This is a genomic window from Dyella sp. CR10, from assembly GCF_055814425.1.
In genome coordinates this window covers 404,487-425,545 of sequence record NZ_CP185986.1, presented here as the reverse complement: position 1 = coordinate 425,545, position 21,059 = coordinate 404,487, and the positions used below count along the sequence as shown (strand labels likewise).

Sequence of the window (21,059 nt, the reverse complement as noted above, 5' to 3'; positions counted from 1 at the left end):
GGCCCCCATGACGGGCACCGAGTCTGGAGTATAGGGGCGATTCTTACGGAATGGGGCAGGCCCTGCCGGGAAACAGGCGCGCAAACGCATGCGGCCGCTTCTGACGGAGCGGCCGCATGTCGTTACATGGAGGTTTCATGACAGCGGCGGCATCTCCGCCCGCCGCCGGTTCAGCGCTTGGGCTTGAGCAGCGTACCGATGCACTTGGGCGAGCCGCACAAGCACTTCCACACCTTTTTCAGGCGGGCGGTGTGGGGCACGTCGAGGGTGATGCCGTAGTCGTAGGTCAGCTCTTCGCCCGGCTTGATGTTGCGGATGGCCTCGATCACCACCTTGTCCTTGCGCGGGTTGCCGTCCTCGGCCTCGATCACCAGCGCCTGGCAGTTCGGATCGCAGCTGTGATTGATCCAGCGCGCGGTGTTGCCCTTGCGGTTGGCGTCGATCAGGTAATCGTCGTTGAGCGTGAACAGGAAGGTGTGGCCCGTCTCGCCGCCGTCGCCGTACATCACGTCGGCTTCCCCGTGGGTCATCAGCGTGCCCTTGTACTCGATGATCTCCTCGCCCTTCTTGATCGGCGCGGTGGCGAACACGCCATTGCCGTGGATGGGGGAGCGGCGCGCGACGAAACGACGTGACATGCGGGGACCTGCCTTGGGTAAAACGTCGATGATGCCTCTTTCCGCGTGACGGTGGAATCGCGGGGGAGCGGCCGCGCCCTTTCCGGCTTTTTCCACCATGGTGCGCCCCCGCTTCCCCGTTCCCCCTTTCCCGTGGTTAGAATCGTCATTCAAACGATCGTTTGGAGGAGCCATGTTCCGTCGGCTGTGCCGCTTGATCCCTGTCGTGCTCGCCCTTGGCCTGGTCGCCTGCGGGCCACCGCGCAAGAGCGTGTTCCCGCCTTCGGTCAGCATCCAGGAGATGGCCGTGCGCCCCGACGGGCAGTGGCAGCTGACCGTGCGCATCCAGAACAACAGCTATGGCGGCATGAATTTCCGCGCGATCGACGGCGAACTGAAGCTGGCCGAGCTGGTGCCGGTGCGCCTGCACGCCAGCTTCGACCTGGATATCCCCGCCTTTGCCGGCGACATCACCCGGATCAACGTGCTGCCCACGCGGGAGATGAGCCAGGCCCTGGCCGCGGCCGCCGCCAAGGGCAGCAGCGGCTCGGTGCCATACGGCATCACCGGCCGCGCCAGCGCCAAGCCGGAGCAGGAAGACCAGCCACGCGACTTCGAATTCCACGGCAACGACTGGCTCTCGCCGGTGCCGGGCATCCCCAACACCTGGCGCTGAACCCGCGCCTTTCATCCTTCTCAGCAGGAATTTCGCATATGACCATCTACAAGGCTCCCCTCGACGATCTGCGCTTCGCCCTCTACGACGTGCTGGGCGCGGAAGCGATCCTGACCCAGCTGCAGGGCGGCGAAGGCCATACGCGCGATCTGCTCGACGCGGTACTCGAAGAAGCCGGTCGCCTCAGCGAGGCGCTGCTGGCTCCGTTCAACGCCAGCGGCGACGAAGAAGGCTGCAAGTACGACAAGGCCACTCAGACGGTCACCACGCCGAAGGGCTTCAAGGAGGCCTTCAAGGCCTTCGCCGAGGGCGGCTGGACCGGGCTCACCCAGGCCGAGCACTTCGGCGGCCAGGCCCTGCCCAACACGATCGGCACGGCCACCACCGAGATCTTCCAGGCCGGCAACCTGTCGTGGAGCCTGTATCCGCTGCTGTCTGAAGGCGCCTGCCACGCGATGGAGTTGCACGGCACCAAGGAACAGCAGGACACCTACCTCAAGCCCATCGTGGAAGGTCGCTGGACCGGCACCATGTGCCTGACCGAACCGCAGGCCGGCTCCGACCTTGGCCTGCTCAAGACCCGCGCCGAGCCGGGCGAGAACGGTGCCTGGAAGATCACCGGCACCAAGATCTTCATCAGCGCCGGCGAGCACGACCTGGCCGACAACATCATCCACCTCGTGCTGGCTCGCCTGCCCGACGCGCCGGCCGGCAGCCGCGGCATCTCGATGTTCATCGTGCCGAAGTTCAAGGTGAACGCGGACGGCTCCCTGGGCGCGCGCAATACCGTCGTGGCCAGCAACATCGAACACAAGATGGGCCTGCGCGGTTCGGCCACCTGCGTGATGAATTTCGACGGCGCCGAGGGCTATCTGATCGGCCAGCCGCACAAGGGCCTGGCCGCGATGTTCACCATGATGAACGCGGCGCGCCTGGGCGTGGGTGTGCAGGGTCTGGCGCTGTCCGAGCGCGCGCTGCAGAACAGCGCCAACTATGCGCGCGAGCGCCTGCAGGGTCGCTCGCTGTCGGGCCCGAAATTCCCCGACAAGCCGGCCGACAACCTGCTGGTGCAGCCGGACGTGCGCCGCATGCTGCTGACCCAGCGCGCCATCGTGGAAGGCTCGCGCGCACTGCTGCTGTACACCTCGCTGCAGACCGACGTGGAAGCCCGCGCCACCGACGAAGCCGCGCGCAAGAACGCCAGCGACCTCGTCGCTTTCCTGATTCCGATCGCCAAGGGCCTGGTCACCGAGCTGGCCCAGGAAGCGACCAAGGAAGCCCTGCAGGTGTACGGCGGCCACGGCTACATCGTGGAGAGCGGTGTGGAGCAGTTCGTGCGCGATGCCCGCATCATCACCCTGTACGAAGGCACCACCGGCATCCAGGCGGCTGATCTGCTGGGCCGCAAGATCCTCCAGCTGCAGGGCGCGGGCCTCAAGCTGTTCCTCAAGGAAATCCAGGCGTTCTGCCAGCAGCACGCACAGGATGCCGCGCTGGCTTCGTTGCTCGCGCCGTTGGCGAACGTCGCCAAGGAGTGGGGCGAACTGACCCAGAAGCTTGCCGCGCGCGTGGCCGGCCATCCCGAGGAGCTGGGCGGTGCCGCCAACGATTACCTCTACTACTCCGGCTACGCCACCCTGGCCTATCTGTGGGCACGCAGTGTCGCCGCCGCCAACGCCAGCAGCCAGTCCGAAGCGTTCAAGCAGGCCAAGCGCGACACCGCGGCGTTCTACTTCGCCCGCATGCTGCCGCGCTGCCTGATGCACAAGGCGGCGATCGAAGCGGGTGTGGAGACGTTGCCGGCCATCGCCTGAGCCATGCTCTCGCAAAGGGAAAAGCCCGGCTCGACGGCCGGGCTTTTCTTTTTTGGATTCGCCCGAGCCCGGCGGGACTTCCCTGCCCCTCGCCGCGGGTGTAGAACCGGAAGCCGGTTCCCAAGCACACCCACTCGCATGAGCGACCCGACGTTCCTGATCCGTCTCGCCGAAGACGACGACGACTTCATCCTCGGCCTGGTACCCCGCTTCGTCGACTTCCATCTGCCCGCGTGGCGCAAGCGTCACGAGTGCATCGACGGCATCCGCAAAGACCTGTCGCGGCATCTGGAGGAACAACCCGCCAACAGCTTCCTGTTCGTCGCCGAGGACGACGATGGCGCGGCCGTGGGGTTCATCCACCTGCAGAAGACGCAGGACTACTTCACCGGGCGTATCAATTGCCACATCTCCGACCTCGCCGTGGCGCAATCGCACGAAGGCAAAGGCGTGGGCCGCGCGCTGCTCGATCACGCCGAGGCGTGGGCGCGCGAGCATCGCTGCCACCTGGTCACGATGGCGGTGTTTCCCGGCAACGAGCGCGCGCGGAAGATCTACGAGGAAGCAGGCTACGGCGCCGATCTGCTGCGCCTGGCCAAGCCGGTGCGCTGAGCGTCGCCAGGTGCCTGGCCCAGGCGCAGATAGCGTCCGGCCAGCGCCGGCAGCACCAGCAGATTGAGCAGCGTGGAACTGGCCAGGCCGCCCAGGATCACGATCGCCATCGGCCCTTCCACCTCGCGTCCAGGCTCGCCGTTGCCCAGCGCCAGCGGCAACAGGCCAAGCGCGGTCACCAGCGCGGTCATCACGATCGGCGTGAGTCGCTCGCGCGCACCGCGCAGTACGGTGAAACGGTTCCAGTGCGCACCTTCCGCATGCACCAGGTGTTCGTAGTGGGAAATCAGCATGATGGTGTTGCGCGCAGAAATGCCGAACAGCGTGACGAATCCTACGAGTGCGCCGATCGACAGCACGCCGCCTGCCAGACCCGCCGCGATCACGCCGCCGACCAGGGCGAACGGCACGTTGGCAAGGATCAGCGCCACGCTGCGACGCTCGGGGAAGGCCGCCAGCAGCAAGGCGATGATGCCGATGCCGGCCAGGCTGCTATGCAGCAGCAGGTCGTGCCGTGCCTGGGTGGCGCCGGCGGCTGCGCCGCCGAATTCCAGGTAATAGCCCGCCGGCAGTGCCACGTCCCTGGTCAGGGCCGCCTGCGCCTGAGCGACGAAACCGACCACGTCGGCGGCCACCGGATGCACCGCCAGCACCAGCCGTCGGCGCCCGCCTTCATGCAGCACATTGGCGCGGCCCTCCAGCAGATCGGTATCGGCTACGGCGGACAACGGCACGCTGCGGCCGGCCTGGCTGCGCAGCAGAAGCTCGCCTGCGGCCTCGGGGTCCTGCTGCGTGGACGGATCGAGCTGCAGGCGGATAGCGATCGGCTGCATGCCGTCGAAAACCTCGCCCGCGACTACGCCCTGATGCGCGGCGGCCACCGCATCCAGCACGTCGGTCATGCGCAGGCCGTAGGCCGCGAGGCGATCCGCGCGCGGCGCAATGCGTAGCGTCGGCACCGTCGGCGCATCCGACAAGCGCACGCTGCCCGCGCCAGGCACCTGCCGCACCGTCTGGGCAACCCGCGTCGCGAGCTGGTCGAGCGTGTCCAGGTCGTTGCCGTAGATGCTGATCGTCACCGGTGCCGTTTCGCCCGACAGCGATTCGCCGATGCGGTCGCCCAGGAAGGTCACCACCTCGCCGCTGAAGCCGGGATAGCCGTCGATCACGCGTTTGAGCGCTTCCTCGACGCGTGCCTGATCGGCCGCCCCCAGCCCCGGTTTCAGCTCAACGTGCAACTCGCTCTGATTGGGCGGCCAGGTATCCTGCACCATCTCGGCGCGACCGACCTGCTGCGACACCGTCGCCACCCCCCGCACGGCCAGCACGTCCTTACTGATGTGCTCGCCGATGCGCGTCATCTCGCCGATGGAGGTGCCGCTGGGCCCAAGCAGCTGGATCACGAAATGACCTTCGCGGAACTCCGGCAGCAGCGACGCGCCGAAGAACGGCAATGCCGCCACCGCCATCGCACCGAGCAACAAGGCGCCGATCAGCAATGCGCGACCGTGCAGCAGGACGCGTTCGAGCAACCGATGCTGCATTCGCTTCACGCGCTTGAGCCAGCGCGGCTCGCGATGGCCGCCGCCGCTGCGCAGCAGCAGCCAGCACAAGGCGGGCGTCACCGTCAGCGCCACCAGCAGCGAGGCGAAAGTCGCCAGCAGGAAAGCCCCCGCCAGCGGCGCGAAGAAGCTGCCCTGCAAACCGGGCAACAACAGGATCGGCAGGAACACCAGGCCAACCACCAGCGTGGCCAGCACCACCGGCCGGCGCACTTCCAGCGAGGCGTCGAGGACGACCTCCGCCCGCGATGCCGCAGCGTCGGCGCGGCGCAACCGGCGCGTGATGTTCTCCACGTCGATGATCGCGTCGTCCACGACCACGCCCAGTGCCACGGCGAGGCCGCCCAGGGTCATCGTGTTGATGGTCCAGCCGAACCAGGGAAACGCCAGCACCGCCACCGCGAGCGACAGCGGAATGCTCAGGAACGAGATCAGCGCGGTGCGCCAGTCGCGCAGGAACAGCACCAGCACCGCCAGCACCAGCGCCGCGCCGAGCAACAGCGCGCCACGCATGTTCGCCAGCGCGACCTCGACGAAGGTCGCCGGCCGGTGCAGCGACGACACCAGCGTCACGCCCTGCGTATCGAGCATGGGCTTGAGCCCGGCCAGCGCGGCTTCGACCGCGCGGGTCACTTCCAGCGTATTGGCGCCGTACTGGCTGTTGAGCGCCACCAGCACGCCGGGGCGGCCCATGATGCGCGCATCGCCGAACGCCGGTGCCGCATGCTCGGCCACCTCCGCCACGTCAGCCAGCGTGACATTGCGACCAGCGTGCTGCGTGATGATGGCGCGGCCGAGCTGGGCCGGATCGGCGAGCGTGCCGTCGGCCTCCAGCACCACGCGCTGCGCGGGTGTGTCGACGTAGCCGGCGCCGCGCACGCCACTGGCCGCAGCGGCGGCCGCGCGCACGTCTTCCAGCGTGAGCCCGAACGCGGCGAGGCGGTCCGGATGCACGCGCACCTGCCACTCGCGCACGCCACCGCCGAACACGGTGACATCGGCCACGCCAGCCACCGCGAGCAGGCGCGGCTTCACCGTCCAGTCGGCGAGCGAACGCAGCGCCAGCGGATCGAGCCGGTCGCTGACCAGGCCGAACTTCAGCAGGTCCATGGTGGACGACACCATGGGACTGAGCACCGGTGCCTGCACGCCCTGCGGCAGGCGCGCGGCGGCTTCGGTGACGCGCTCGGCCAGCAGCTGGCGATCGCGGAAGGGATCACTGCCTTCCTTGAACACCACCGTGACCACCGCCAGGCCCTGGATGGATTGCGACCGCACCGTGTCCACATCGGTGCCGCCGTTGACGGCGTTCTCGATGGACTGCGTCACGCGCTGCTCCACCTGCAGCGCGGTGAACCCAGGCGCTTCGACCTGGATGGTGAGCTGGGCCGGAACGAATTCGGGGAAGACGTCATAGCGCGCGCTGCGCAGCTGGACGATGCCGACGGTCAGGAGCAGCGCGGCAAACAACGCGATCCACCACGGATGGCGCAAGGCGCCGCGGACGATGAAAGTCAGCATGGCTCAGTCGTCATTCGCGGCGGCATTGTCCGCCTGCGCCGGAACCGGCGCGGCGTCGAGCGCGATCAACGTCTGCGCACCGCGAGCCACGACTTTCTCGCCGACCTTGAACGGCGCGCCGACGATCCAGCCATCGGCGGTGAGCGCGAGCGCGTTCACGGCGCGGCGCTCGAAATGCGTCGCATCGATCGCAACGTACGCCCAGGCCACGCCATTCCAGCGCACCACGGCGCCGCGCGGCAGCAGCACGCCCGTCGCGCCCGCGCCCGCCCCCTGCAGGCGCGCGGTGAGCAGCATGCCTGGCGCCAGGCCGGCACCCGGCGCTTCCAGCAGCCAGCCGCCGGCAAGGCCGGAGGTGCTGCGCGGCAATGGCCCGAGCACGCGCGCAGCCGCTTCTGGCCCATCGCCTTGTCGCAGCGTCGCGCCTGCGGCCTGGAATCTGGGTGCAGGCGTAGCGAGCGGCTCGGCCTTCAGCCACGCCACGCGCCCATCCAGCAGCGCCTCTGCGCGCGCATGCAGCGCCGGCGCATCGAGCGCGGCGATGGCAGGACCCCAGTCCACGCGCAGTTGCGTGCGCGCCTGGCGCAGCTTCGCCTGGTCGGCCGCCGCCTGCGCGCGCGCCGCGTCCAGCGCCTTGCGCGACATGTTGCCATCTGCCGCAAACAGCGCCTGCACACGACGCGCTTCGGCACCGGAGGCATCGGCCGCTGCCTGCAGCGCGGCGATGTCGTCGGCGGTCTTGGCCAGCGCCGCCGGATCCAGCACTTCAGCGCTCGCGGCCACGCCGGCCGGCGCCTGCGCGGCATGAAGCTCCACCAAGGCGAGGCCCAGGCGCGACTGCGCGCCGGCGTCCACTTCCGTCGCAGCGGCATGCGTCGCGATCAGCAGCGGCGCCGCCGCGAACAGGATGCGCGCCATGCGGCGCGAACAAAGACGAGCGATCACTTCGTATCTCCAAGGTGTGACGGACCGGCGGCGTGCAGCAGCTCGGCCTCGTTGCCTTCCAGGGGAGCGCGCACGGCGTCCTCCAGCGCGCCGAACGCCTGCTGGGCCTGGTCCGCCGCCGCCAGCCGGGCCTGCGCGGCGGCGATGGAAACAAGTTGCGCATTGAGCACGGCGACGCGATCGTCCTCGCCCTGCGCATGTCCGGCTTCGACCTGCCGCTGCAGGCGCTCGGCCGTGTCACGCCCGTGATCGGCCGCTGTCAGCGCGTCGCGCGCAGCGGCGAGTTTCGCGGTGGCGCCGGCGATCTCGCTGTCGATGCCGGCCTGCACGGCTTCCACGTGGCGGCCTGCCGCGGCGCGGCGCGCTTCGGCTTCGGCGATCGGGCCCTGGTTCTGGTCGAACAGCGGCAAGGTCGCGCCCAGGTTGAATTGCAGTTTGCGGACACCGTGATCGTAGGTGTAGCCCGGCCCGAGGCTGAGCTGCGGATATTGCATGCGCACCTGCTGGCGCAGCTCCGTCTCGCGGCTGGCGTAGTCGGTGAGCGCGCGATCCAGATCGGGGCGCGAAAGCCGCGCTCGCGCGGCGAGATCGTCGATGCGCGCCGGCTCCACGGACACCGGAGATTCCAGATCGTCCCAGGCGAACGCGACGCCATCCAAGGCATGCATCGGCACGCCCACCGCGCGCGCCAGTCGTGCGCGCGCATCGGCCACGCGCTGCGCCGCCGCGGCGGAAGCCTGGCGTGCCTGCGCGAGTGTCGAACCCGCCTGCAGTACCTCCGCGGGCATCGCCTCGCCCAGCGCACGGCGCTGCTCAAGCGCGGCCTGCAACGCACCCGCCTTGCTTACCGTGTCATCTGCCAGGACGCGCTGGCGCTCGCCCAGCAGCACGTCGGCCAGCGCGGCACGCAGCGTGCGGCGCACCTCCCATACTTTCTCGGCGTAGTCCAGGCGTGCGGTGCGCACGCCGGCATCGGCCAGGTCCGTACGCAAGCGCCGGCGCAAGGCCGTATCGAGCAGCCAGTTAGTGGTCACACCCCACAGCCACGGGCTGCTGCCGGCCTGGTCCTGCGCGTAGCGCTCCAGCGCGAGGCTTACCGAAGGATTGGGCAGCGCCTTGGCCGTACGCACCGCGGCATCGGCCTCGGCAAGATGCGCGCGCGCCTCGGCCAGGTCGGGATTCAAGGCGAACGCGACCAGCAGCAGTTCGCCACGCCCGTAGCGCGAGGGCGGCCAAGCCAGCTGCGTGTCGCGCAGCAGAGGACGCAGACGTTCGGCCAGCGCGGGATCGTCCAGGCGGCGGGCCTGCCATTGCGCGGCGGTGGCGGCGGGGTCGATCGGTCGCGGCTGGTAGTGCGCACAGCCGGCCAGCGTGGCGAGGAAGGTCATGCCCATGGCGTGGAAGCGGGCCGACCAGGAATGGTGCGGGAAAACGTATCGCATCTCGCAGATCATCCCGGCCCGGTCTTAGACGGACCTTAGAGCTTCGTCGATGGCAGCGAGTTCTGCCGCACCGCAAAAACCGACCGGGCCGCCAATTACAGCGCAATGACAGCGAAATGACCAGATATTGACGCGACGCAACATGCGCGCTTAGCCTCGAACCGTCGCAGCCCTGGGGAGGATTTGCTGCGACGCAAGATGCAGGCAAGGAGCCGTCCACTGACTGCCTGACCGGGGAAAAACCACTCATGACCAAACGACTCAAGCGGCGCCTGCCGGCGGCCGCGCTGCTACCCCTTTGCTGTATGAATGCCCTGGCCGCCACGGCCTGGGCCGACGATAAACCCGCCGATCCGGCAGCCTCACCCGAGAAAGCCAAGCAGCTCCAGCAAGTCGTCGTCACCGGTACGCGCAGCACCGACCGTACCGCCTCCGAATCCCTCGCACCCATCGACGTACTGACCCCCGCGGATCTCAACGCCACCGGCAGTACCGATCTGGCCAGCGCCCTGAGCACCCTGCTCCCCTCGCTGGACTTCCCCCGCCCCGCCATCAACGACGGCAACGACGCGATCCGGCCCGCCAGCCTGCGCGGCATGTCGCCGGACCAGGTGCTCGTACTGGTCGATGGCAAGCGGTACCACACCACCAGCCTGGTCAACTACAACTCGTCCGTCGGCCGGGGCTCGGCCCCGGTGGATCTCAACTCCATCCCGATCGCGGCCATCGATCACATCGAGGTACTGCGCGACGGCGCCGCGGCGCAGTACGGCTCGGACGCCATTGCAGGCGTGATCAACGTGGTGCTCAAGCGCGGCAGTGTCGAAGGCGGCAACAGCATCACCGCCAGCGGCGGCGTCATGGACAAGGGCGACGGTGCGCAGAACGGCGTGCAGGGCAGCATGGGCATTCCGCTCGGCGGCCCCAACGGCAGCGCACCGGGCTGGCTGCGCGTGGCGTGGAACTACCAGAACGCCATGAACACCAACCGCGCGGAAAACCGCGACAAGGCCACTACCATCGCCGGCGCGGCCAATCCCAGCGGTATCCCGTACGAACGCTACGGCGATCCGGCGGTGAAGACGTACCAGCTGCTGCTGAACTTCGGCTACGACATCACGCCAGGTGTGGAGCTGTATGGCTATATCAACGGCAGCAAGCGCGACGTCACCTCCAACGGCTACTACCGCGCGTACGATTCCGCACGCAATGTGCCGGCTATCTATCCCAACGGCTTTCTGCCGCGCATCGTCAACCACAGCAACGACATCGCTGCGGTGCTCGGCGTGCGCGGCACCACCGCGGGCGGCTGGCACTGGGACTTCTCGGCCGACCATGGCGAGAACAATCTGGCCTTCGATATCGCCAACAGCGTCAACACAAATCTGTATCACACGCTCGGCTATTCGCCGACGTACTTCAACGCCGGCACGTTCCGCAACAAGCAGAGTGTCGCCAACCTGGACCTGAGCAAGGACGTGCACGTCGGCTTCCTGCCCAATCCGGTGACGGTCGCGTTCGGCGCCGAATACCGCAAGGAAACGTACGTGATCGACGCGGGCGATCCGGATTCCTATTTCTTCGATCCCACGACGCTCATCCCCGGCACCAGCACGCCGTACGCGGGCGGCTCGCAGGTGTTTCCGGGCCTGACGCCGCAAGTCGCCGGCAGTTTCGGCCGGCATAGCCAGGCGGCCTACGTGGACCTGGAAACCGATGTGACCAGCAAGCTTTCAGCAGGCCTGGCCGGCCGCTACGAGCACTACAGCGATGCCGGTTCGACGCGCTCGGGCAAGCTCTCGACGCGTTACCAGTTCACCGACACGTTCGCCTTGCGCGGCACGGCCTCCAACGGCTTCCGCGCACCGTCGCTGGCGCAGCAGAACTACGAGTCGGTGGTGACGCTGATCCAGAACGGCCAGCTCGCGCAGATCGGCACCTACCGCACCTCCGATCCGGTCGCGATCGCGTTGGGCGCCAGACCGCTGAAGCCGGAAAAGTCGACCAACTACGGCCTGGGCGCGGTATGGCAACCCTGGAGCGATTTCAGCGCGACGCTGGACCTGTACCAGATCCGCGTAGGCAACGCGATTCTCTATTCCGACCAGATCGCGGTCAGCATCCCGAACAGCCAGGTCACCGGCGCCCAGTTCTTCGTCAACGGCGCCACCACGCGCACGCGCGGCGCGGATCTGATCGCCAACTACCGCATGGATCTGGATGCGTGGGGCAAGCTCAACTTCACCGCCAGCGGCAACTACAACAAGACCAAGGTGCTGAGCATCTCCACGCCGGCGTTCGGCCGCGCCAGCGAAGGCCTGCTGACGTCATCCACGCCGCGCACCAAGTACGTGTTCGCGGGCGACTGGCAGCTGCAGGCTTTCGGGCTGCACGCCAACCTCACGCGCTACGGCTCGGTGATCCGGCGCGGCGATGCGGAGGATGGCAGTCAGGACCAGAGCTTCGCCGCGCGCTGGCTGCTGGATCTGTCCGCCAGCTACGCCTGGCGCGAATGGACCTTCACCGCCGGCGTCGACAACCTCACCAATCAATACCCGACCAAGGCCTCGCTGGCGAACGTGTACGAAGACCGGGCCGACGGCTTGCAGTATTCGTCGCTGTCGCCGTTCGGCTTCAACGGCCGCTACTGGTACGGCAAGGTCGCGTATCGCTTCTGACGGCATCCCCTCCGCGCCGGCGGCGCGGAGGGGTGGCATGACCCGCGTCGCATGGCGCGCTCCCGTCCCCCCACGTCAGAGGTGATCGATGCACGAGGAAGTTCTTCAGCGCGCGGACGACGATCCGCGCTCCATGAAACGCCGCGACCTGCTGCGCATGATCGGCATCGCGGCCGGCGGCGGCGCGATGTATCAGGCGATGAGCAGCCTGGGGCTCGCGGCCGAGTCGCCGTTTCGCGAGCAGCCACGCCTGCAGGGCGCGCCGCGCGGCGCATCCGTGCTGGTGCTCGGCGCAGGCATCGCCGGGATGGTCGCGGCGTACGAACTGCGCGCCGCCGGCTATCAGGTGCAGGTGCTCGAGTACAACCAGCGTCCCGGCGGCCGCAACTGGTCGCTGCGCGGCGGCGATTGCTTCACCGAGCTGGGCGGCTTCACCCAGCAGTGCCGGTTCGATGACGGCCTGTACCTCAATCCCGGTCCGTGGCGCCTGCCTTACCACCACCACGGGATCCTGCATTACTGCCGCAAGCTGGGCGTGGCGCTGGAACCCTTCGTGCAGGTCAACCACAACGCCTATCTGCACAGCGCCGATGCCTTCGACGGCAAGCCGCAGCGCTACCACGCCGTCCATGCCGATTATCGCGGCCATGTCGCCGAACTGCTGGCCAAGACTACCCAGCAGGGCAAGCTCGATCAGGCGGTCACGAAAGAAGACCAGGAGCAGCTGCTCGAATCGCTGCGCGAATGGGGCGCGCTGGACAAGAAGTTCGCCTACGTCCGCGGCCAGGCCAGCAGCAACCGGCGAGGCTACGAACGCGACGCCGGCGGCGGCCTGTCCGCACGTCCGGTGACCTCGACGCCTCTGGGCCTGTCGGACGTGCTCGGTTCGCGGTTATGGCAGCATCTCGTCGCCGGCGAGATCTACGAGTTTCAGACCACGCTGTTCCAGCCGGTGGGCGGGATGGGTCGGATCGGCGAAGCATTCGGGCGCGAGTTGAAAGAGCTGATCCGCTACGGCGCCAAAGTCACCGCGATCCGACAGGACGGACACGGCGTCACGGTGGCGTACGAAGACGCTGCCGCCCCCGGCCACACGCTCACCGCCAGCGCGGACTGGTGCGTATGCACGATCCCGCTGTCGATTCTCGGCCAGCTGCCGATGGACGTATCGCCGTCCATGGCCGAGGCGATCGCCGCGGTGCCTTATGCCGCCTCGGTGAAAGTGGGCCTGCAGTTCAAGCGGCGCTTCTGGGAAGAAGACGAGCACATCTACGGCGGCATCAGCTACACCGATCTGCCCATCGCAAACATCAGCTATCCGAGCACGGGCTTTCACAGCGGCGGCAAGGGCGTGCTGCTGGGCGCGTACATCTGGGGCATGAATGCGTACGAATTCACCGCCAAGTCGCCCGATGAACGCGTCCGCATGGCTGTGGAATACGGCAGCCGCATCCATCCGCAGTACCGCGAGGAATTCGAGCATGGCATCGCGGTCGGCTGGCACCGCTCACCGTTCACGCTCGGCTGTTTTGGCGTGTGGTCCGACGAGGCGCGCGAGCGCCATTACGACAACTTGTGCCAGGTGGACGGTCGCATCGTGCTGGCGGGCGAACACGCTTCCTACCTGCCGGCATGGCAGGAAGGTGCGGTGACGTCCGCGCTGGACGCCATCGAACGCATCCACCGGCGCGCGACGGGAGGTGCGTGATGACATGGCGAACGGTATTCGGGCGGCTGACGCTGTCTTGCGCGGCATCGATGCTGATGGCAAGCGTGGTATGCGCCCAGTCTTCGGACAACGCCGGGCGTCGCGGCAGCAAACTCGCCACCGCCGATGGCGAAACGGTATTCCGCAGCATCTGCCAGGGCTGCCACATGCCCGACGCCAGGGGCGCACAGGGCGCCGGCGCTTACCCGGCCCTCACGGGCAATCCGCGGCTGGCGTCGCCGCAGTACATGGCTGCGGTCATTCTGCATGGCCGGCGCGACATGCCTGCTTTCAAACCCGCGCCGGAGGACGAGGATCGTTTCCTGCGCGATGCGAAGCTCAGTGACGCGCAGATCGCCGGCGTGATCAACTTCATCCGCACCCATTTCGGCAACCAGTACACCGACCGCATCACCGCCGACGACGTCGCCGCGATGCATCGCTGACACCCCTTCCCCACAGGAGCATTCCATGCAGCAGAAGAGCCGTTATGCCCTCGCCCTTCTCTTTCTCGCCGCCGCGTCGGCGACGCAGGCGCAGGCGGTAAAGCGCTACAAGATCCCGGACAGCGACTTCCCCATTTCCGCTGCCGTCGAGGTCCCCGCGGGCAAGGCCACCATTTATGTCAGCGGCAACGTGCCGCCGGTCATCGATACGTCGGCGCCGAAGGATTCGGCCGCGGCCTACGGCGACACCAAGACGCAGACCGTCGGCGTACTCACCGCCATCGAAAAACAGCTCAAGGGCATGGGCCTTGGCATGGGCGACGTGGTGAAGATGCAGGTGTTCCTGGTGGGCGACGAGGCCCATGGCGGCCGCATGGACTTCGCGGGCTTCATGACCGGTTACCGCCAGTTCTTCGGCACCAAGGAACAGCCCAACCTGCCGGCGCGCTCGGCATTCCAGATCGCGGCGCTGGGCAATCCCGGCTATCGGGTGGAGATCGAGGTGATCGCGGTGCGGCCTTGAGCAGCGCACAAAAAAACGGCGCCCCCGGGGCGCCGTTTTTTCTGCATGGCCGGGACGCTCAGTTCCTGGTGGCCTTGCCTTCGACCTGTTCCAGCTGGTCCAGGCGCTGCGCCACGCGGTCGATGTTGGCCAGCGACAGCAGGTGCGCGTAGATCCAGCCGAACACGCCTTCCTTGAGGAATTCGTGCGCGGTCTTCTCGTCGAGATTGCGCAGCTTCTCCTCGCTGACCACATACAGGCCGTTGAGGTTGATCGCCTTGCCGTCCTTCTCCAGGCGGATGTTGCGCGGCTCGAGCAGGTCGTGCTTGCGCAGCTGCGCCATGAACCACTGGGTGCGGCCCACGTGCTGCTGGAATTCGCCGAGGAAGTTCACGGCGTTCTTCAGCATCTCGCTGTCGGTGCCGTCTTCCATGAACAGGCGCTCACCTTCGTCGCTGCCGAAGCCTTCGTAGGCCTCATCCAGGAACACGGTGAAGTCGTCGCCTTCCTGATCGGCCGGCTTCTCGGCCAGCACGAACGGATAGCGGCGCACGAACGCCGGGATGTAGGTATTGGCCGCCCACTGGCCGTCGGCGTCGACGAACAGGTTTTCGTTCTGGCGCAGGCCCAGCAGCGCCATGGGACCGGCCTCCTCCATGCTGGAGCCGGCGAACAGGATCGGCAGATCGCGCGCGGCAGCGGGGAACTCCACCCCGGTCAGCGGCACCGAGTGCACACCGGCGGCGAAGCGCAGGCTGGGCATGCCCTTCAGGCGCAGATCCTTGTGAACGGTACGATTGAGCGGTACCGGGCGCTCGTAGAAAAGAACTTCAGCCACGTCGTTTACCTCTGCCCCGCCGTGCCGGGGTCGCCACCCAGGCTTCCCCTCCCAAACCCGGCGTCGGGTCTACAGATGAACGGTCACTATATCGCAGCCCCCCGGCAATGCGGAAATACCTGCCGATCTGCGGCTTCCGCCAGTCCCGACAGGTAGTTGCGTGCGTTTTTGTGCATGCATTTTGCAATGAGAGATGGTTTATGCTCGGCCGAACCAGCGCCGTTGCATCGTCTGAACGCTTTTGTTGTTTCGCCTGAAGGACGAACTTTCATGCCGATGGAAACCCCCATGCGGCTGATCGACGGGCCCGGAAAGGTCGCCGATCTGCACGCCGCCCGCATCCTCTCGCTGGATGCGGCGGGCCGCATTCTCGACTGGATCAGCTGGCAGGACGCCGTTTGCCTCTATGTCCGCGAAGCCGTGGCTTGGACCCTGGGCGATCCGTGCCTGACCGTCTACGGCGGGCACAATCGCGACCTGGGCCGGCGCAGCTCCCTGCAACTGCACCCCATCGTGGCCAGCACCGGGCATTGCCGCGAACACGCCGTCGATCCGGCGCCCACCCTGACCAATACCGCCCTGTTCGCCCGCGACCGCTATCTGTGCCTCTACTGCGGCGAGCATTTCAGCCGCGGCGAGCTGACCCGCGACCATGTCCTGCCGATCTCCAAGAAGGGCAAGGACGAATGGGAGAACGTGGTCAGCGCTTGCGTGGCCTGCAACCTGCGCAAGAGCAACCGCACGCCGCAGCAGGCCAACATGCCGCTGCTGGCGGTGCCGTACCGCCCCAGCTGGGTCGAGCACCTGATCCTGTCCAACCGCAACATCCTGGCCGACCAGATGGAATTCCTGGTCAGCCACCTGCCGCGCGACCGGCGGCACCTGATGGGTTGAGGGCTCAGGGGGGCGCTTCTTCCTCGCGCTGGCGCAGGCCCTCGACCACCTCCTCGAACCGGTCCAGGTCGCTGCGCGCCGCCTCCGCCAGGCCCACGTAGTGGCGGCGGATGCGCTCGAGCTGTTCATCGTCCAGGTTCTCCAGGTCAAGCAGTGCGTTGTGCGCCTGGCTGCTGCAGATGAGTTCGTCCAGCTTGATCTGCAGGGCGGCCGTGTCGCGGTTCTGCGTGTTCTGGATCAGGAACACCATCAGGAAGGTAATGATGGTCGTGCCGGTGTTGATCACCAGCTGCCAAGTGTCATTGAAGTGAAAGATCGGCCCGGTGACCGCCCAGCCGAGGATCAGCAGCACGGCCAGCAGGAAGGCCATCGGCTTGCCCGCGTAGTGCGCCGTGGCTTCGGCGAAGCGCCGGAATGCGGTCTGCCCTTTCATGACACGCTCCCTTGGGTTCGGTACGGCCACACTGGCCGGCGCCGTGTGGGCGCGATGTCGGCGTAGCGTGAGATCGGTCCGGACGGAAACCCGCGGACAGCGTTCCTTCACGGTCCTGCCCTTGCCCCGCCCTCCCGCTGGGCCAACAATATGCGAATGAACGACCTCTCCCGCTTTCCCCACCTGGCGACCATCGAGACGCCGGTCGACCTGCGCCGCGTCGCCGACGAAGAGCTGCCGGCCGTCGCCGACGAGCTGCGCCAGTACCTGATCGAATCTGTGGCCAGCTCCGGCGGCCATTTCGGGGCCGGCCTGGGCGTGGTCGAACTCACGGTGGCGCTGCACCACGTGTTCGACACGCCGCGCGACCGCCTGGTGTGGGACGTGGGTCATCAGTGCTACCCGCACAAGATCCTCACGGGCCGACGCGACCGCATCACCACCATCAAGAAGAAGGACGGCCTGGCACCGTTCCCGCGGCGCGAGGAAAGCGAGTACGACACCTTCGGCGTCGGCCATTCCTCCACCTCGATCTCGGCCGCGCTGGGCATGGCCATCGCCGCGCAGCGCAAGGGCGACAACCGCAAGGTCGTCGCCGTGATCGGCGACGGCGCGATGACCGCCGGCATGGCCTTCGAGGCGCTCAACCACGGCGGCGACGTGGAGCCGAACATGCTGGTCGTGTTCAACGACAACGGCATGTCGATCAGCGAAAACGTCGGCGCCCTGACCAAGATGATGGCCCGGGCCATGGCTAGCCACACGCTCAACGCGTGGCGCGAGCGCGCCAAGCGGGCGATCCCGAAGCAGTCGTTCTTCGGCCGCTTCTTCAAGCGCTGGGAAGAGCACGCCAAGGGCATGTTCGTGCCCAGCACGCTGTTTGAGGAACTGGGCTTCCACTACACCGGCCCCATCGACGGCCACAACATCCCACAGCTGCTGCATGCGCTGCGCATGGTGAAGGACCTGCCCGGCCCGCAGCTGCTGCACGTGATCACCACCAAGGGCAAGGGCTACGCCCCGGCCGAGCAGGCGCAGATCGAGTACCACGCGGTCGGCCCGTTCGATCCGCAGGCCGGCCTGGTGAAGAAGGCCGGCCCCGCCAAGCCGACCTATACCGACGTCTTCAGCGACTGGCTGTGCGACCAGGCTGCCGCCGACGAGCGCTTGCTCGGCATCACCCCGGCGATGCGCGAAGGCTCGGGCCTGGTGCGCTTCTCCAAGGAGTATCCGCAGCGCTATTTCGACGTGGCGATCGCCGAGCAGCACGCCGTGACGCTGGCCGCTGGCATGGCCTGCGAAGGCGCCAAGCCGGTGGTGGCGATTTATTCCACCTTCCTGCAGCGAGCCTATGACCAGGCCATCCACGACGTGGCCCTGCAGAACCTGGACGTGACCTTCGCCATCGACCGCGCCGGCGTGGTCGGCCCGGACGGCGCCACCCATGCGGGCAGTTTCGATCTCTCCTTCCTGCGCTGTCTGCCGAACATGGTGATCATGGCACCGGCGGACGAGAACGAATGCCGCATGATGCTCAGCACCGGCTTCCAGTATCAGGGCCCCGCCGCGGTGCGCTATCCGCGCGGCACCGGCCCTGGCGTGCCTTTGCGCAAGGAACTGGACACCCTGCCCATGGGCAAGGCCGACCTGCGTCGCCGCGGCCGCCGCCTGGCCTTGCTGAGCTTCGGCGCGATGCTGGCGCCCGCCGCCGTGATCGCCGCCGAGCTGGACGCCACGCTGGTCAACATGCGCTTCGTGAAGCCGCTGGACGAAGCGATGATCCTGGAGCTGGCGAAGACGCACGAAGCCTTCGTCACTCTCGAAGACAATGCAGTCGCCGGCGGCGCCGGCTCGGGCGTGGCCGAATGCCTTGCCGCGCACGGCGTCACGTTGCCGATCCTGCATCTGGGCCTGCCCGACACCTACCTGGAACACGGCAGCCGCGAGGAAGTGCTGACCATGGCCGGCCTGGATCTGCCCGGCATCCGCCACGCGATCCGCGCGCGATTTCCCCAGTTCGCGGCCGCCGCTTCGGCCTGATCCGCTCAACGGAAGATGACAAGAAAGAAGGCCGCCTCTTCGGGCGGCCTTCTTCGTTTCATGCATCGCGCTTACTTCAACCCGTTCGCCATCGCCTTGATCAATGTGCCGCCGGCATCGTCGCCGCTGAACTCCCACGAGAATGCGCCGCCTAGCGATTGCGCCTTCACGTAGTTCATCTTGCGCTGGATATTGGCCGGATCGTCGAAGCTCCAGAACGTGCTGCCATTGAAGATCCAGTGCGCGCCGGCCGCGGTGTCATCGAAGGACGGGTAGCCGAGGTTCTTGAGCACCTTGTAGTCCTCGATGCCTGCCTCGTAGGTGCCTGGCGCGGCGGTGGTGCTCGGCTGGAACAAGCCGTTGTTGGCATTGGGCACGTTGGTCCAGCCGCGGCCGTAGAAGCCGATGCCGAGGTTGATCTTGGACGCGGGCATGCCCGCGGCGATCAGCGCCTGGATGGCATCGTTGGTGTCGTACTTGGCCGCGTCGCCGGTGGAGGGATCGCCCGACGGGTGGTACAGCGCGGAATGGAAATTGGTCGGGCTCTCCCAGGCGCCGTGGAAGTCGTACGTCATCAGGTTCACGAAGTCGACGGACGCTGCGTACTGACTCGGCTGCGTCACGCGGATCTTGTCCACGCCGGCGCCACCGGCGATGGTCAGCAGCAGCCCCGGACGCACCGCATCGAGCTGGCGACGGAACTCGGCCAGCAGCGCGGTGAAGTTGGCGGTGTCCTCGCTGGTCCCGCAGGACAGGCCGCATGCGGCCGGATACTCCCAGTCGATGTCGATGCCATCGAACACGCCCGCCGCGGCGCCTGCGCCGCCGGCGCTGTCCGTCACCGGCAGGTTGCCCTTGATGTAGGCATCGATGCAGGACGCGACGAAGGCCTGGCGATTCGCCGGTTGCGCGGCACTGGCGAAACCGCGCGACCAGGTCCAGCCGCCGAGCGAGATCAGCACTTTCAGGTTGGGGTACTTGGCCTTCAGCTGCTTGAGCTGGTTCCAATTGCCGCGCAGCGGCTGGTTCCAGGTGTCGCCCACGCCGCTGACGCTGCTGGCCGCATCGTAGGACTTGGTGTAGTCGGCATAGGCATCGCCACCGACGCCGGTGTTCGGATCGGAAGCTTGCGTCACGCCCACTTCGCACACGTTGTTGCGCACATTGCCGAAGGCGTAGTTGATATGCGTGAGCACCGCAGCCGAGCCGCTGGTGTCGATGTTCTTCACCTGGTAATTGCGGCCGTAGATGCCCCACTGGGTGAAGTAGCCGATCACGCGCTTGCCGCCACCGCCGCCGCCCGCGCTGGTCTTGGCGCTGATCGCCGCGCTCTGCGCGGAGGCGTTGCCTGCGTTGTCGCGTGCGCGCACGGTGTAGCTGTAGCTGGTGCTCGCCGCGAGACCCGTGTCGGTATAGCTGGTCGCGGAAGTGGACCCAGCCAGCGCACCGTTGCGGTATACGTCATAGCCCGCCACGCCGCTGCCACCACTGTTGTCGGTGGACGCGCTCCAGCTCAGCGATACGGAGCTGGCGGTCTGCGACGGCGAAGCCAGGCCCTGCGGCACGCTGGGCGGCGTGGTGTCGCCACCGCCGGCCGGATTGACGGTGATGCTGACGGTCGACGATGTGGTGCTGAGGCCGCCGTTGTCGGTCGCCACCGCCTTGAGCGTGTAGCTGCCGGCGGCGACATTGCTCCAGGTCACGGCGTAGGGCGTCGCAGTCTTCACGCCCAGCGAGGTGGAACCGCTGAAAAACTCCACCTTGCTGACGGTGCCGTCGCTGTCGCTCGCATTGGCGCTGAGCGTGATGTTGGCACCGGCGCTGAACGTGGCGCCGTTGGCCGGCGACGTAAGGCTGACTGAAGGCGGTTGATTGCCGCTGGCGCCGCATTGCCCCAGATCCTGGTACCAGCCGCAGCTCGGACAGTAATCCGGCGGCGTGTTCCAGATCTGCGTGGAGGCCTGATACAGATGGTTGTTGTAGACCATCTTGTCGCCCGCGTTGTAGATGGTGGTGGCGTTCCACGCCGCCACGCCCGCACAGCTGGCGCTTTGCGCGGCGACCGCTCCGCTCCACAGCGCCGCCGGCAGCATGGCCAGCAGCAGGAGAACCCTCAACAGGTTGCGCATGACACGACTCCGTGATCGAAAGGATGTCGAACGCCGGACCTGACGCGTGGAACGCCGGATGCGCTGGCACGGCCACGCCGTGGCGCGCCGCCCGAAAAACGATGCCCGGCCCCCACCGGACGCCCGCTTCCCTCCCGACGATGTGGCGCCCTCCCCGGCTCCCCATCAGCACTGGCGCCCAGACGCCAGCCGAGCCACTGGA

General features: G+C 67.4%; 16 protein-coding genes. 9 read left to right on the top strand and 7 right to left on the bottom strand.

Annotated elements, in window-relative coordinates; all coding sequences use genetic code 11:
* Positions 1-170: 170 nt before the first annotated feature.
* Positions 171-638 (bottom strand): SET domain-containing protein, encoded by a 468-nt coding sequence (locus ACNR9O_RS01840; protein ID WP_473683484.1) that lies wholly within the window; start codon positions 636-638, stop codon positions 171-173.
* Positions 639-810: 172 nt separating this feature from the next.
* Here ACNR9O_RS01840 and ACNR9O_RS01835 point away from each other — a divergent pair, with 172 nt between their 5' ends.
* The 3 genes from ACNR9O_RS01835 (at position 811) to ACNR9O_RS01825 (ending at position 3,719) form a co-directional block, all read left to right on the top strand.
* A complete protein-coding gene (locus tag ACNR9O_RS01835) occupies positions 811-1,293 on the top strand; it encodes a hypothetical protein (RefSeq protein ID WP_473683486.1) in 483 nt (160 codons plus the stop codon).
* A 38-nt stretch (positions 1,294-1,331) separates the two neighbouring features.
* A complete protein-coding gene (locus tag ACNR9O_RS01830) occupies positions 1,332-3,107 on the top strand; it encodes an acyl-CoA dehydrogenase C-terminal domain-containing protein (RefSeq protein WP_473683488.1) in 1,776 nt (591 codons plus the stop codon).
* Positions 3,108-3,245: 138 nt separating this feature from the next.
* On the top strand, positions 3,246-3,719 hold the full coding sequence (locus ACNR9O_RS01825) for a GNAT family N-acetyltransferase (protein ID WP_473683490.1): 474 nt from the start codon (positions 3,246-3,248) through the stop codon (positions 3,717-3,719).
* Here ACNR9O_RS01825 and ACNR9O_RS01820 read toward each other — a convergent pair.
* Genes ACNR9O_RS01820 through ACNR9O_RS01810 form a run of 3 tightly spaced genes read right to left on the bottom strand, consistent with a single transcriptional unit; the run spans position 3,677 to position 9,189 of the window.
* Positions 3,677-6,802: an efflux RND transporter permease subunit gene (locus ACNR9O_RS01820; protein WP_473683492.1), complete on the bottom strand. Its 3,126-nt coding sequence runs from the start codon at positions 6,800-6,802 to the stop codon at positions 3,677-3,679. The two genes, ACNR9O_RS01825 and ACNR9O_RS01820, sit on opposite strands and share 43 nt — an antisense overlap.
* A gap of 3 nt (positions 6,803-6,805) precedes the next feature.
* Positions 6,806-7,747: a hypothetical protein gene (locus ACNR9O_RS01815; protein WP_473683494.1), complete on the bottom strand. Its 942-nt coding sequence runs from the start codon at positions 7,745-7,747 to the stop codon at positions 6,806-6,808.
* Positions 7,744-9,189 carry a TolC family protein gene (locus tag ACNR9O_RS01810; RefSeq protein WP_473683496.1) on the bottom strand — a complete coding sequence of 482 codons (1,446 nt, stop codon included), beginning with the start codon at positions 9,187-9,189 and terminating at the stop codon, positions 7,744-7,746. Before ACNR9O_RS01810 ends, ACNR9O_RS01815 begins: the two co-directional genes overlap by 4 nt.
* A 305-nt stretch (positions 9,190-9,494) precedes the next feature.
* On the opposite strand from ACNR9O_RS01810, the gene ACNR9O_RS01805 reads away from it, so the two are divergent.
* The 4 genes from ACNR9O_RS01805 (at position 9,495) to ACNR9O_RS01790 (ending at position 14,544) form a co-directional block, all read left to right on the top strand.
* The gene (locus tag ACNR9O_RS01805; RefSeq protein WP_473700736.1) at positions 9,495-11,867 is read left to right on the top strand and encodes a TonB-dependent receptor plug domain-containing protein; all 2,373 of its coding nucleotides are present in this window, start codon (positions 9,495-9,497) and stop codon (positions 11,865-11,867) included.
* Positions 11,868-12,000: 133 nt separating this feature from the next.
* A complete protein-coding gene (locus ACNR9O_RS01800) occupies positions 12,001-13,575 on the top strand; it encodes a flavin monoamine oxidase family protein (protein WP_473683500.1) in 1,575 nt (524 codons plus the stop codon).
* Positions 13,575-14,021, top strand: a complete 447-nt coding sequence (locus tag ACNR9O_RS01795; RefSeq protein ID WP_473683502.1) for a c-type cytochrome — start codon at positions 13,575-13,577, stop codon at positions 14,019-14,021. Before ACNR9O_RS01800 ends, ACNR9O_RS01795 begins: the two co-directional genes overlap by 1 nt.
* Positions 14,022-14,046: 25 nt before the next feature.
* Positions 14,047-14,544 carry a RidA family protein gene (locus ACNR9O_RS01790; RefSeq protein ID WP_473683504.1) on the top strand — a complete coding sequence of 166 codons (498 nt, stop codon included), beginning with the start codon at positions 14,047-14,049 and terminating at the stop codon, positions 14,542-14,544.
* Between the two features lie 58 nt (positions 14,545-14,602).
* Here the strand turns inward: ACNR9O_RS01790 and ACNR9O_RS01785 are convergent, their stop codons facing one another.
* On the bottom strand, positions 14,603-15,361 hold the full coding sequence (locus ACNR9O_RS01785) for a SapC family protein (protein ID WP_473683506.1): 759 nt from the start codon (positions 15,359-15,361) through the stop codon (positions 14,603-14,605).
* 270 nt (positions 15,362-15,631) lie between these two features.
* On the opposite strand from ACNR9O_RS01785, the gene ACNR9O_RS01780 reads away from it, so the two are divergent.
* Entirely contained in the window at positions 15,632-16,255 is a 624-nt protein-coding gene (locus tag ACNR9O_RS01780) for an HNH endonuclease (RefSeq protein WP_473700695.1), read from the top strand.
* A 4-nt stretch (positions 16,256-16,259) separates the two neighbouring features.
* On the opposite strand, the gene ACNR9O_RS01775 is transcribed toward ACNR9O_RS01780, so the two are convergent.
* Complete coding sequence (locus ACNR9O_RS01775) at positions 16,260-16,688, bottom strand: low affinity iron permease family protein (protein WP_473683510.1); 429 nt, start codon at positions 16,686-16,688, stop codon at positions 16,260-16,262.
* A 156-nt stretch (positions 16,689-16,844) separates the two neighbouring features.
* Between ACNR9O_RS01775 and dxs the strand changes: the two genes are divergently transcribed.
* Positions 16,845-18,728 carry a 1-deoxy-D-xylulose-5-phosphate synthase gene (gene dxs / locus ACNR9O_RS01770; RefSeq protein ID WP_473683512.1) on the top strand — a complete coding sequence of 628 codons (1,884 nt, stop codon included), beginning with the start codon at positions 16,845-16,847 and terminating at the stop codon, positions 18,726-18,728.
* 71 nt (positions 18,729-18,799) lie between these two features.
* On the opposite strand, the gene ACNR9O_RS01765 is transcribed toward dxs, so the two are convergent.
* A complete protein-coding gene (locus tag ACNR9O_RS01765; RefSeq protein WP_473683514.1) occupies positions 18,800-20,857 on the bottom strand; it encodes a glycosyl hydrolase family 18 protein in 2,058 nt (685 codons plus the stop codon).
* Positions 20,858-21,059: the final 202 nt, after the last annotated feature.